The following is an 11,647-nucleotide window of genomic DNA, read 5'->3' as shown; positions in this document are numbered from 1 at the left end:
CCGGCTTAACAGCCCTTTAACTTAAAACTCTCGATAAATCCTACGCGAATAGCTCTTGGTTCCGTAACCATGCGGTTTTGCTCGCGCGGCGGCGCGGGCATCGCTCGGGTTGCGACAGTGGCGTTGGAGTGAGTGATGAAGAGGCTCGTTGTGGGCGCAGCCGCGTTGGTTGCAGCCGGCTGGACAGCTTCGGCAGAGGCCGCCGATCTCAGTTACGGGCAGCGCGCGCCCTATACCGTCAATCAGCCGCTTAATGCCTATAGCTGGGCGGGTCCCTATCTCGGCGGCAATATCGGCTATGAATGGGGCTCGGTCGACAACAACCCCACCAAGCCGTCCGGCTTCGTCGCCGGTGTGCAGGCCGGCTACAATTTCCAGAACGGCCCGTGGGTGTTCGGCGTCGAGGGCGACATCCAGGCCGCCGGCGCCGACGACACGTTTGCGCCGTGGAAGTTCTCCAACCCGTGGTTCGGCACCCTGCGCGGCCGCGCCGGCTATGCGTTCAACAACGTGCTGTTCTACGGCACCGCCGGTCTCGCCTTCGGCGAGCTGCGCGCACAAACCTTCGGTTGGTCGGAGTCGCACACCAGTGCCGGCTGGACCATCGGCGCCGGTGCGGAAGTCGGCCTCGCGCCGAACTGGAGCGCCAAGCTCGAATATCTCTACATCGATCTGTCGACCAGCCAGTTCGCAATCACGGGCGTGTCAAACGGCTATAGCGCCAACGTTGTCCGCGCAGGCGTGAACTATCGCTTCTGACATCCAAAGAAGAAAATACCGGACCAGCCTCCCGGCCGCTCGCGGCCGGGATTTTTTTTCGCCAGGCTTGCTAGGAGAGGATCACCAGATTGACCGCCTTCGGTCCCTTCCCCTTCTTGTCCGGTTCGACTTCGAAAGTAATACGCTGTCCTTCGGCGAGGTCCTTCAGTCCCGCCCGCTCCACAGCGGTGATGTGAACGAAAACATCGCGACCGCCGTCGTCAGGCTTGATGAAGCCGTAGCCGCGCTCGCCGTTGAAGAACTTGACCGTTCCCGTCATGGCCATCGGGAAACTCCCCCTCATTGCTCCTCCGTCGCGACGCAGACTCACGTCGCGACATGACCGGGCCTTACGGAGCCCGGGAGCTGGCCATCCTTGGACGGACCTGATCGGTCCGGCGGGATCTTTCTTAGGGCCTTCACTCCGCCGCAACCATTCGCGGAAGCGGAACGTAAAGCCAGTCACGGAAATAGCATAATACGGTTCTTTGCAGATTGACTACCGGTCCTGCATATTTTTCCCAAGAATGCCGGAGTGTTACGGCTTGGCGTCAATGCTTGGCGCTAAGGCTTGGGCACCTCCAGCCGGAATCTGGCAGCACCGCCCTGGCCGAGCGGTATTTCCAGCTCCGGCAGAATGGTCTTGAGCTCGCCGTGCAGCGTGTAGGGCGGGTTGACGATCAAGAGACCGGTGGAGGTGAGGGCGGCGCTGTCGGCTTGCGGCGCGACGCTGAATTCGAGGCGCAGGCATTTTCCGGGCGGCTTTGCTGCAGCTGCGAGCCGCGCGACGGTTTGTGCCAGCGTGTCGGTGGCGCGCCGGTTCTTGGCGGGATACCAGATTACGTAGATACCGGTCGGCCATTTCGCGAACGCTGCCGAGAAGGCTTCGCCGAGCCGCTCGAACTCGTCCTTGGCCTCGAACGGCGGATCGATCAGCACGAGGCCACGCCGCTCCTTCGGCGGCACGAAGGCCGGCAGCGCCACCCAGCCGTCGAGGTCGACCACGCGGGCCTGCTCGTCGCGGCGCAGCGCATCGATCAGCGCTTTCCGTGCCTTCGGCTCGAGCTCGCAGGCGACGAGCCGGTCCTGCGGCCTGAGCAGGCCGCGCGCGATCAACGGCGAGCCCGGATAGGCCTTGAGCTCCCCCTTCGGATTGAAGGCGCGGACGATGTCGAGATAGGGCTTCGTCAGCGCTGCGCTCTCGTTGGACAGGCGCGCCTGCAGCAGCCGCGCGATGCCGGTCAGCCATTCGCCGCCGCGGCGCGCCTCGTCGCTGTCGAGATCGTAGAGGCCGGCGCCGGCGTGGGTGTCGATGACGCGGAACGCTGCCGGCTTGTCCTGCAGATAAGTGAGGATGCGCGCCAGCACGATGTGCTTGATGACATCGGCGAAGCTGCCGGCGTGGAAGGCGTGGCGGTAGTTCATGGCGGAGAGGACTACGTTGTCTGGCGCGATCCTAACCCCTGTCATTGCGAGCGCAGCGAAGCAATCCAGAAATGCGTCCGCGGAGGCACTCTGGATTGCTTCGCTGCGCTCGCAATGACTGAGCTACCCGCCCCTGATCGGCGGCATCGTCACCTGGTCGCGGCGGCAGGCGCGGCGCTCGATCTCGTCGCAGGCGCGGAATTGCAGGTCCTTGCTGAGGCAGATGCGGACCTCGGACAGCCGTGTCCGGTTGCAGGTGACCGAGACGGCGGCATTGCTGAGACCCGGATTGGCCTTGATGAAGGCCTCCTCGACCTCCGCTGGCGCGACGGTCTTGGCCTGCGCCAGATCGAGATATTCGGCCGGAATCTTGATCGCAGCGCGCGCCTTGCGGATCATCTCGAAATAGCCGCGGCCCTCCAGCCCGGAGCAGGTGCCGTGCTTGTCCCATTCGTTGAAGATCAGGCCCGGCGCCGGCATCAAATCGAGCATCGAGGAGACGATGTTGCGGTTCAGCCGCGGCGCCGGGCGCTGGCAGTATTCCGGAAAACCGTTCTCGTATTGCGGCCACAGCCCATGCACCACGAAGGCGTAGGGCCGTCCGCCGCATTGCATCTGGGACCGGCCGCCGCGTTCGGCGGCTTCCTCGCAGAACGAGGGCGACCATGAAAGCGCCAGCACATAGAAATCGAACTCGCCCGGGGCGTTCTGCCGCTTGTCCTGTGCCTTCGCACCGCCGGCGAGGCTAGCCAACCCCGCAGCAAGAGTGAGCGAGATCATCAAACGGGACAACGAACGCAATCTGGAGTAAAACATGGCGACGCCCCTCAACTAGACTGTACAAACAGCCTAGCAGGCGATGGGAACATTTCAAGAACAAAATTGGAGCTGTCGTCGGCCGGCTGATCAGCCCAGCCAGCCGCTGCTGGAATCAGGGCTTGGCGGCGCGGCACGCCGGGTTATAGGCCCAGTTGCGATCCACCCCGACGACGCACCATTCGACGCCGTTGCCGTAGGAGGCGAAGCCGCCATCCTCGATGATCGAGAAATGCACCTTGCGCGGCTTGCCGTCATTGAGCATGGCCTCGCCGGTGCAATAGCGGCGCGGAATGTTGTCGGACTGCCAGGGCCGGAACGCGGTTTCGCGAACGGCGGAGAAGCCGGTGATCTGCAACGAAGAATTCCAGAACTTGGATTCCTTTTCGGCGAATTCGTGCACGATCCTCGGCAGAGCCCAGTCGCAAGGGGCGACGGCGCCGTCATAGCGCGGCCCGCTCAGCCAGAAATTCAGCTCCAGCGGATTGGCGGCCCTGGCCTCGCCGAGTGACAATGCTCCGAACATGAGGCCGAGCACGGCGGCGAAACGGAGCGATTTCTCGAAGGGGGCGCGCATGATCAATCCGGGCAGCTAAGGTCTTGCGAAGGCCGGACGGTGCCGCGAAGGTTGGAGGAGGTCAAGTGCAGCGCGGCAACACTTCGCAAGGACTTGACCAAGTGTCGCGGCCAACAGGGGTTCGGTTCTTTTCACGTGCGTCGCGGCACCGTAAACTGGCGCCAGCCAATTGGAGTGACGGGAATGCGAATCATTGCGGCCGCGGGCCTTCTTGCCAGCCTGGTTGTCTCAGGCATGATGGCGAGCCAGTCGGCGCGCGCCGATTACGTGCCGCCGTTCAAGGGCAACGACACCGGCGGCATCATCGCCTATTCGATGGCGACCCGGGTCGATGCGCGCCAGGTCGCGGTCGATCATTGCGCCCGCTACGGCAAGGTGGCGAAATTCCTGGCCGTGCAGGGCTATGAGGGCGGCTACATCTCGTTCTCGTGCCGCTGGGTGCCTTATGGCGCCGCCGACCGGCCGATCCGCACACTGTACTGAGGCGCTGTCGTAGGCGCCGCACCTCTCTCAGCCGGGAGCTTCCCTCATGACGCGCAAACTCGCTTTGCTCGGCTCGATGCTTTGCCTCGCGTTGTCGGCAGGCAGCGCCAGCGCCGACGAACTGCCGCTGCGCAAGGCCGGTCTTTGGGAGATGAAGCTGGTCACATCGGGCTCGCCCATGCCCGAGATGACCATGCAGCACTGCACCGACGAGACCGTCGACAAGGAGATGAGCAACAACGTCTCCCCGATGGCCAAGCAGATCTGCGCCAAGCAGGAGATCAAGAAGACCGCGACCGGCTATGTCAGCGATTCCGAGTGCAGCGTCGCCGGCGTCAGCACGACCTCGCATGCCGAGATCACCGGAGACTTCAACTCGGCCTACACGGTGAAGACGACCTCACACGCCAAAGGCGGCGTTGCTGGTGCGGCGGGGCGCGATAGCACGACGACGCTGCAAGCCAAGTGGCTCGGGGCCTGCAAGCCGGATCAGAAGCCCGGTGACATCGTCATGCCCGGCGGCTTCAAGATGAACACGCGCGACATGGACAAGCTGAAGGCGCTGCTGCCGAAGTAGGTGTACTCTTTCCCTCTCCCCTTGTGGGAGAGGGTGGATCGCCGCAAAGCGGCGAGACGGGTGAGGGGTTTCTCTCCGCGAATTCAATGAGGCTTGGACGCGCGGAGAGATACCCCTCATCCGGCGCTTCGCGCCACCTTCTCCCGCAAGGGGAGAAGGGAAGACCCCACCTACACCGGTATCCGCACGCTCGCCCTCAATCCTCCCATCGGGCTGTCACCGAGCGTGATGTCGCCGCCGTGCGAGCGGGCGATGTCGCGGGCAATCGCGAGCCCCAGGCCGGTGCCGCCTTCGTCCTGGTTGCGGGCGTTGTCCAGCCGCAGGAACGGCTTGAATACCTCTTCGCGCAAGTGGGCGGGAATGCCGGGGCCGTCATCGTCGACGGTGACGGTCAAATAACGGTGATCGCGTTGGCCGGTGATGGCGATGTTCTTGCCGTAGCGCGCTGCGTTGGTGACGAGGTTGGCGAGGCAGCGCTTGAACGAAGCCGGCTTCACCGTCACCACGGGCAGGCCGTTGAAGGCGACGGTCGCGGTATGGCCGTGACGCTCGGCATCGCTGCGCAGCTCCTCGAGCGCCTGCGCCATGTCGGTCGGCTGCGACTGCTCGCCGGAATCGCCGCGGGCGAACGCAAGGTAATCCTCCAGCATCATCGACATTTCGTCGACGTCCTTGCGCATGCCTTCGAGCTCGGGACTGTCTCCGATCAGTGCCAGCTCGAGCTTGAAGCGGGTCAGGATGGTGCGCAGATCGTGGCTGACGCCGGCGAGCATCGCGGTGCGCTGCTCCATCGTGCGCTCGATGCGCGACTTCATCTCCAGGAAGGCGACGGCCGCGCGCCGCACCTCGCGCGCGCCGCGCGGCCGGAAATTCGGGGCCTCGCGGCCCTTGCCGAAACTCTCGGCGGCATCGGCGAGGCGCAGGATCGGCTTGATCTGGTTGCGCAGGAACAGCACCGCGACGATCAACAGGATCGAGGACGTGCCGACCATCCAGAACAGGAAGATCTCCGAGTTCGAGGCATAGGCGGCGCTGCGCTGCGCGAACACGCGCATCACGGCGTCGTCGAGCTGGATGCGGATCTCGACCAGGTTGGAGCGGCCGACCGTGTCGATCCAGAACGAGCGGCCGATCTGGCGGCCGAGCTGCACCGACAGCGTCTGGTCGAGCAGCGAGAAGAACGGTTTTGGTCCCGGCGGCGGCATGTCGCCGGCAGGCAGGAAATCGACGACGAGGCCGAGCCGCTGCTGCGCGATGCGGCGGATCTCGGTGCGGTCCTTGTCCTGCGGATAGCCCTTGTAGACGTCGATCAGCGCGGCGATGTCCTGCACCACCGCGGCCGACAGGCGGCGCGTCACCGTGTTCCAGTGCCGCTCCATGAACACGAAAGCGACGACCGATTGCAGCACCACCATCGGTACGATCATGATGAGGAGCGCGCGGGCGTAGAGGCCGGTCGGCATCCAGCCCTTGAACGCGTTGCCCATCCAGCCGTTCGCGGCGGAGACGCGGCCGGCGGCGCTCTTCAGAAGCGTCAGGCCGGTATCTATCGTGCTCATCTGGCGCGCTTCACTGCGGTTCAGGGCGAGGCCACCAGGCGGTAGCCGATGCCGCGCACCGCCTGCAGGAACAGCGGATTGGCGGGATCGGTCTCGATCTTGCGCCGGAGGCGGTTGATCTGCACGTCGACGGCGCGCTCGTTGACGCTGCCATTGCCGGTCAGTGCGCTGCGCGGCACGGTCTCGCCCGGCGTCTCCGCGAGAATCCGCAGCATCTCGCGCTCGCGGTCGGTGAGGTGGATGACCTCCTCGCCCTGGCGCAATTCGCCGCGTTCGAGATGGTAGACATAGGGGCCGAAGGCGATCTTCTCGATCGTCGTGGCCTGCGGCGGCGGCGCGGCGCGCTTGAGGATGTTGTTGATGCGCAGCGCCAGCTCGCGCGGTTCGAACGGTTTTGCGACGTAATCGTCGGCGCCGATCTGCAGGCCCTCGATGCGGGCTTCCGCCTCGTGGCGCGCCGTCAGCATCACGATCGGCACCGACGACGAGGTGCGGATGAAGCGGGCGAGGTCGAAGCCGGTCTCGCCGGGCATCATGACGTCGAGGATCAGGAGATCGAAATGCAGGCCCATCAGCTTCGAGCGCGCATCACCGGCGCTCGCCGCGGTGGTGACGCGGTAGCCTTCACTTGCAAGAAAGCGCGAGAGCAGGTCGCGGATGCGGCGGTCGTCGTCGACCAGCAAGAGATGCGGGGCATCGTCGGCCGGTTGCACCGGCGGGCGCGCGAGCGTGGCAGCGAGCGGCACGGTCACTCCTTGGCGTCTTGTTTGACGGCAGCGAAGATCGTCTCCAGCACCTTGTCCGGATCGTCGCGGTCGATCATCGCGCGCAGGAAGCGCTTGACCGTCTCGGCGTCCTGCGGACCCATCTCCGCGAGCGCCCTGGTGATCCGCGTGGTCTGCAGCCCGGCGAGCTTCTGCACCAGCGCCTCGCCCTTCGGCGTCGCGTAGAGCAGGCGCTGGCGACGATCGTTGTCGCCGGTCTTCTGCACGATATAACCCTCGTCCAGGAGCTGCTTCAGCACCCGGCCGAGCGACTGTTTGGTGATGCGCAGGACGTCGAGCAGGTCGGCGACCTTGAGCCCGGGATAGCGGTAGACGAAATGCATGACCCGGTGATGGGCCCGGCCGAAGCCGAACGCCTCCAGCTCCTGGTCGGGATCGCCGACGAAATCGCGATAGGCGAAGAACAGCAGCTCGATGATATCCCAGCGCAAATTGCCTCCATCGCCTGCGGCCGGCCGGGGCGCGGCAGCGTCTTGAGAAGGAGTCGCGAAATTTATGTCAGGCATATTGACGTATCTTGGGTTCAATGTTACAAAACGATCGACCCGCACGAAATTTTAGATCGTTTCGCGCCGGGTGGCATCGGAGCAGGACGGCCGGAGAGAGCCGGACAGGCGGCGACGGCCGAAGCAGATCTACCGTGCGATTGTCGAGCGGCATTTCGGCAAAACATACTGGACTTCCGCCTTCCGCAAAAGCATGTCCTCGATGACATGCTGGCTGCGGAAACCGGCCGTAACATGGCTGGCGGCGGTCCGGCCAGAAACCAATCAAGCCAGCCGGGCCCGAACGGGCAGGCGGGCGCGAGAAACAGCGCCGCCACCGGCAGCGGGAGGCAAGGACATGAGCATGACATTCGACATCCAGCCCGCATCCAATCCGACGCCCGAGAAGGACCGCGTCGCCAAGCTGGTGGATCCCGGTTTCGGGCGGGTCTTCACCGATCACATGGCAATCGTCCGCTACAACCAGGCCAAGGGCGGCTGGTACGAGGCGAAGATCGAGGCACGCGCCAACTTCCAGCTCGATCCCGCCGGCGCGGTCCTGCACTACGCCCAGGAGATCTTCGAAGGCCTGAAGGCCTACAAGCGCGACGATGGCGGGGTGAACCTGTTCCGTCCCGACGCCAATGCGCGCCGCTTCAAGGACTCGGCCGATCGCATGGCGATGGCGCAGCTGCCCGAAGACGTCTTCATCGAGGCGGTCGAGCAGATCGTGCGCATCGACCGCGCCTGGATGCCGGGCGGCGAAGGCAGCCTTTACCTGCGGCCGTTCATGATCGCGAGCGAGACCTTCCTCGGCGTCAAGCCGTCGTCCGAATACATCTTTGCGGTGATCGCCTCGCCGGTCGGCTCCTACTTCAAGGGCGGGCCCGCGCCGGTCTCGATCTGGGTGTCGGAGAACTACACGCGCGCCGCGATCGGCGGCACCGGCGCGGTCAAATGCGGCGGCAATTATGCCGCGAGCCTGCGCGCCCAGGCCGAAGCGATCCAGCACGGCTGCGACCAGGTCGTCTTCCTTGACGCGGTCGAGCGCCGCTACATCGAGGAGCTCGGCGGCATGAACGTGTTCTTCGTGTTCGAGGACGGCTCGCTGTCGACGCCGCCGCTCGGCACGATCCTGCCCGGCATCACCCGCGACTCCATCATCACGCTCGCCCGCGACGCCGGCAAGACGGTGCGCGAAGAACCCTATACGCTCGAGCAGTGGCGCAAGGACGCGGCCTCAGGCAGGCTGAAGGAAGCCTTCGCCTGCGGCACCGCCGCGGTGATCTCGCCGATCGGCAAGGTGCGCTCGGTCAGCGGCGATTTCGACATCTCGGGCGGCGCCGCCGGCCCCGTCGCCATGGGCCTGCGCAAGCAGCTCGTCGACATCCAGTACGGCCGCACCAACGATCCCCACAACTGGATCCGCAAGGTGTTTTGATCACCCTCCCCTGGAGGGGTCCGGGACTAGCGTAGCTCGCCCGTGGGTCGATCGCGCGCAGCGCGAGCGGGGTGGGGTGATCTCTCAACACGGGCAGTGTTCGATGTGGAGAGACCCTCACCCCACCCCGTCTCTCATCTTCGCTACGCTCAGATGCGAGCCGACCACGGGCGAGCTACGCTCGTCCCGGGCCCCCTCCAGGGGAGGGTAAAAAGCGCAACGTTTGTGGCTTATTGCGCACTGAACGTGCTGCTGCCGACGTGCGACAAAGCCAGGACACAACAAGCGTCCCGGACATCGCGATCATGGCAACAAAGCTCTCCCAACCCATGAAATGGGTCGTTCTCGCCGCCATCACCGGCGTTTGCGTTTTCGGCATCCTGACCGTCGGCCCGACGCACGAGGTTGCTGCGCAAGACCGCTCGCCGATCGTCGATGTGCGCACCGGCGATCCCGAGATGAACACCGCGATCGCTCGCGCCCGCGGCTCGCTGCCGACCTTCTGGGCCTCCTATGAATCGCCCAAGCCGTCCGAGTCTGGTCACGCTTTGAAGGTGCGCTTTACGACCCGCAAGGGCGGGGAGCACATCTGGATCGGTGAGGTGAAGAAGCTGCCCGACGGGACCTTGACCGGCGTCTTCGCCAACGAGCCGCGCGATCTGCCGGGCAAGCGAGCCGGCGATAAGGTCAAGTTCGCGGAGGCCGACATCTCGGACTGGATGTTCATGCGCAACGGCAAGATCGTCGGCGGCGAGACCATCAAGCCGACGCTGAAATCGCTGCCGAAGGCCGACGCGGACGCGCTCCGGGCGCGAATGGAGCAGCCGTAGGGCAGTTGCCGCCCCGCGCCGCGGCTGGTAAACGCCCGCATGGCCGAGAAACCCAAAAAACCCCAGAAACTGAAGGCGCGCCTGCCGCGCGGGCTCGAGGATCGCGACCCTGCCGCGATCCGGGCGACGCGCGAGATGGTCGAAAAGATCCGCGCCGTCTACGAACTCTACGGTTTCGAGCCGGTGGAAACGCCGGCGATGGAATACACCGACGCGCTCGGCAAATTCCTGCCGGACCAGGATCGCCCCAACGAGGGCGTGTTCTCGTTCCAGGACGACGACGAGCAATGGATCAGCCTGCGCTACGACCTCACCGCGCCGCTCGCGCGCTATGTCGGTGAGCGCTACGGCACCGACGGTCTGGTGCTGCCCTATCGCAGCTACCGCGTCGGCTACGTCTTCCGCAACGAGAAGCCCGGCCCGGGCCGCTTCCGCCAGTTCATGCAGTTCGATGCCGACACCGTCGGCTCGGCGACGCCGGCGGCGGACGCCGAGATCTGCATGATGGCGGCGGACACGATGGAGGCGCTCGGCATCGCGCGCGGCCAGTACGTGGTGAAGGTGAACAACCGCAAGGTGCTCGACGGCGTTCTGGAAGCCATTGGCCTCGCTGGTGAGGACAATGCGGCGCGCCGACTGACCGTGCTGCGCGCGATCGACAAGCTCGACAAGTTTTCCGCCGATGAAGTGCGCAAGCTGCTCGGTCCCGGACGCTGGGATGGCGGGGAGGAAGGCAAGGGCGACTTCACCAAAGGCGCCAATTTGAGTGCGGCGGAAGCCGATGTTGTTCTCGCCATCACCAAGCCGCGCGAGGATTGGAGAGAAGCAATTGCCGCGGCAGAAACCTATCTCGCCAAGAGCGAAGTCGGTCAGGCCGGCGTCAGCGAGCTGGAAGAGATTGCAAAACTGGTCACGGCCTCGGGCTATGGTGCGGATCGTATCAAGATCGATCCCTCGGTCGTGCGCGGCCTCGAATATTACACCGGTCCCGTCTACGAGGTCGAACTCCTGCTCGATACCAAGGACGAGAAGGGCCGCCCGGTGCGCTTCGGCTCGGTCGGTGGCGGCGGGCGTTATGACGGCCTCGTCTCGCGCTTCCGCGGCGAGCCGGTGCCGGCAACCGGCTTCTCGATTGGCGTATCGCGGCTGCAGGCCGCGCTGACGCTGCTCGGCAAGCTCGACACGCGGCCCGAGTTCGGCCCGGTCGTCGTCACCGTGTTCGACCGCGACCGCGTGGCCGACTACCAGAAGATGGTCGCGAGCTTGCGTACCGCGGGCATCCGCGCCGAGCTCTATCTGGGCAACCCGAAGAACATGGGCAACCAGCTCAAATATGCCGATCGCCGCAACTCACCTTGCGTCATCATCCAGGGCTCGGATGAAAAGGCGCGCGGCGAAGTGCAGGTCAAGGACCTGATCGAGGGCGCCAAGGCGGCCGCTGCGATCGCCTCCAACCAGGAATGGCGCGAGACCCGGCCGGCGCAGTTCTCGTGCAGCGAAGCCGATCTCGTCGCAAAAGTGCGCGAGGTCCTGGGCCGCCATGACGTGAAGTGGGGCTAGCTATTCGCAGGCCGCGTCATGCCCGGGCTTGTCCCGGGCATCCACGTCTTGTTTGATAGAAGAGAACGTGGATGGCCGGGACAAGCCCGGCCATGACGACAGCAGCAGGGAGAGAACAATGCCTGAGATCACCATCAGCATGGCCGAAGGCCGTACCGACGAGCAGAAGGCCGGCATGATGCGCGACATCACCCAGGCGCTGGTGAAGAATCTCGGCGTCGATGCCGATGCCGTCGTCATCCAGATCAACGAAGCCCCGCTCCGTCACAAGATGAAGGGCGGCAAGACCTTCGTGGAGCGTGCGGCGGCGGCGAAGAAGTAGCGGTCGACGGTTCTGCATTCACCGCTGT

14 protein-coding genes are annotated in these 11,647 nt (G+C 64.9%); 7 read left to right on the top strand and 7 right to left on the bottom strand.

Translation table 11 applies throughout. The features are described 5' to 3' along the window. The first annotated feature begins 135 nt into the window (after positions 1–135). Positions 136–759 carry an outer membrane protein gene (locus tag I6F21_RS31230; protein WP_225140472.1) on the top strand — a complete coding sequence of 208 codons (624 nt, stop codon included), beginning with the start codon at positions 136–138 and terminating at the stop codon, positions 757–759. 70 nt (positions 760–829) lie between these two features. On the opposite strand, the gene I6F21_RS31225 is transcribed toward I6F21_RS31230, so the two are convergent. From I6F21_RS31225 to I6F21_RS31210, 4 genes are all read right to left on the bottom strand, one after another. Then, positions 830–1,045, bottom strand: coding sequence for a cold-shock protein (locus tag I6F21_RS31225; RefSeq protein ID WP_008544396.1), 216 nt, complete (start codon positions 1,043–1,045; stop codon positions 830–832). 278 nt (positions 1,046–1,323) lie between these two features. Beyond that, positions 1,324–2,184 (bottom strand): 23S rRNA (adenine(2030)-N(6))-methyltransferase RlmJ, encoded by an 861-nt coding sequence (gene rlmJ, locus I6F21_RS31220; protein WP_036040013.1) that lies wholly within the window; start codon positions 2,182–2,184, stop codon positions 1,324–1,326. 123 nt (positions 2,185–2,307) lie between these two features. Beyond that, on the bottom strand, positions 2,308–3,000 hold the full coding sequence (locus I6F21_RS31215; RefSeq protein ID WP_225140471.1) for a ribonuclease T2: 693 nt from the start codon (positions 2,998–3,000) through the stop codon (positions 2,308–2,310). Between the two features lie 115 nt (positions 3,001–3,115). Continuing rightward, positions 3,116–3,577, bottom strand: coding sequence for a hypothetical protein (locus I6F21_RS31210; RefSeq protein ID WP_036027123.1), 462 nt, complete (start codon positions 3,575–3,577; stop codon positions 3,116–3,118). Positions 3,578–3,760: 183 nt separating this feature from the next. Between I6F21_RS31210 and I6F21_RS31205 the strand changes: the two genes are divergently transcribed. Then, positions 3,761–4,060, top strand: coding sequence for a hypothetical protein (locus tag I6F21_RS31205; protein ID WP_036027125.1), 300 nt, complete (start codon positions 3,761–3,763; stop codon positions 4,058–4,060). Positions 4,061–4,106: 46 nt separating this feature from the next. Further along, positions 4,107–4,637, top strand: a complete 531-nt coding sequence (locus tag I6F21_RS31200; protein WP_036009304.1) for a DUF3617 family protein — start codon at positions 4,107–4,109, stop codon at positions 4,635–4,637. A 170-nt stretch (positions 4,638–4,807) separates the two neighbouring features. Here I6F21_RS31200 and I6F21_RS31195 read toward each other — a convergent pair whose 3' ends face one another. The 3 genes from I6F21_RS31195 to I6F21_RS31185 are packed head-to-tail and all read right to left on the bottom strand — an operon-like array spanning position 4,808 to position 7,487. After that, positions 4,808–6,196 carry an ATP-binding protein gene (locus I6F21_RS31195; protein ID WP_036009312.1) on the bottom strand — a complete coding sequence of 463 codons (1,389 nt, stop codon included), beginning with the start codon at positions 6,194–6,196 and terminating at the stop codon, positions 4,808–4,810. A 20-nt stretch (positions 6,197–6,216) separates the two neighbouring features. Continuing rightward, on the bottom strand, positions 6,217–6,948 hold the full coding sequence (locus tag I6F21_RS31190; protein WP_036009315.1) for a response regulator transcription factor: 732 nt from the start codon (positions 6,946–6,948) through the stop codon (positions 6,217–6,219). Continuing rightward, on the bottom strand, positions 6,945–7,487 hold the full coding sequence (locus I6F21_RS31185; RefSeq protein ID WP_050991840.1) for a MarR family transcriptional regulator: 543 nt from the start codon (positions 7,485–7,487) through the stop codon (positions 6,945–6,947). Before I6F21_RS31185 ends, I6F21_RS31190 begins: the two co-directional genes overlap by 4 nt. Before the next feature lie 337 nt (positions 7,488–7,824). Between I6F21_RS31185 and I6F21_RS31180 the strand changes: the two genes are divergently transcribed. From I6F21_RS31180 to I6F21_RS31165, 4 genes are all read left to right on the top strand, one after another. Next, positions 7,825–8,907: a branched-chain amino acid aminotransferase gene (locus I6F21_RS31180; protein ID WP_036009351.1), complete on the top strand. Its 1,083-nt coding sequence runs from the start codon at positions 7,825–7,827 to the stop codon at positions 8,905–8,907. 305 nt (positions 8,908–9,212) lie between these two features. Then, positions 9,213–9,737 carry a DUF2314 domain-containing protein gene (locus I6F21_RS31175; RefSeq protein WP_036009354.1) on the top strand — a complete coding sequence of 175 codons (525 nt, stop codon included), beginning with the start codon at positions 9,213–9,215 and terminating at the stop codon, positions 9,735–9,737. A 39-nt stretch (positions 9,738–9,776) separates the two neighbouring features. Next, entirely contained in the window at positions 9,777–11,297 is a 1,521-nt protein-coding gene (gene hisS, locus I6F21_RS31170; RefSeq protein WP_036009357.1) for a histidine--tRNA ligase, read from the top strand. A 67-nt stretch (positions 11,298–11,364) separates the two neighbouring features. Beyond that, the gene (locus tag I6F21_RS31165; RefSeq protein ID WP_275498569.1) at positions 11,365–11,619 is read left to right on the top strand and encodes a tautomerase family protein; all 255 of its coding nucleotides are present in this window, start codon (positions 11,365–11,367) and stop codon (positions 11,617–11,619) included. The last annotated feature ends 28 nt before the right edge of the window (positions 11,620–11,647 follow it).

The organism is Bradyrhizobium sp. NBAIM03, from assembly GCF_020194055.1.
Lineage (GTDB): Bacteria > Pseudomonadota > Alphaproteobacteria > Rhizobiales > Xanthobacteraceae > Bradyrhizobium > Bradyrhizobium yuanmingense.
This window is presented reverse-complemented; position numbering and strand designations above follow the sequence as displayed.

Bases quoted from the DNA above. Each gene is read 5' to 3' on its own strand.
- I6F21_RS31200 (WP_036009304.1), top strand. From the start codon at position 4,107: ATGACGCGCAAACTCGCTTTGCTCGGCTCGATGCTTTGCCTCGCGTTG.
- rlmJ (WP_036040013.1), bottom strand. From the start codon at position 2,184: ATGAACTACCGCCACGCCTTCCACGCCGGCAGCTTCGCCGATGTCATC.
- I6F21_RS31230 (WP_225140472.1), top strand. From the start codon at position 136: ATGAAGAGGCTCGTTGTGGGCGCAGCCGCGTTGGTTGCAGCCGGCTGG.
- I6F21_RS31205 (WP_036027125.1), top strand. From the start codon at position 3,761: ATGCGAATCATTGCGGCCGCGGGCCTTCTTGCCAGCCTGGTTGTCTCA.
- I6F21_RS31185 (WP_050991840.1), bottom strand. From the start codon at position 7,487: ATGCCTGACATAAATTTCGCGACTCCTTCTCAAGACGCTGCCGCGCCC.
- I6F21_RS31180 (WP_036009351.1), top strand. From the start codon at position 7,825: ATGAGCATGACATTCGACATCCAGCCCGCATCCAATCCGACGCCCGAG.
- I6F21_RS31215 (WP_225140471.1), bottom strand. From the start codon at position 3,000: ATGTTTTACTCCAGATTGCGTTCGTTGTCCCGTTTGATGATCTCGCTC.
- I6F21_RS31225 (WP_008544396.1), bottom strand. From the start codon at position 1,045: ATGGCCATGACGGGAACGGTCAAGTTCTTCAACGGCGAGCGCGGCTAC.
- I6F21_RS31210 (WP_036027123.1), bottom strand. From the start codon at position 3,577: ATGCGCGCCCCCTTCGAGAAATCGCTCCGTTTCGCCGCCGTGCTCGGC.
- hisS (WP_036009357.1), top strand. From the start codon at position 9,777: ATGGCCGAGAAACCCAAAAAACCCCAGAAACTGAAGGCGCGCCTGCCG.
- I6F21_RS31195 (WP_036009312.1), bottom strand. From the start codon at position 6,196: ATGAGCACGATAGATACCGGCCTGACGCTTCTGAAGAGCGCCGCCGGC.
- I6F21_RS31175 (WP_036009354.1), top strand. From the start codon at position 9,213: ATGGCAACAAAGCTCTCCCAACCCATGAAATGGGTCGTTCTCGCCGCC.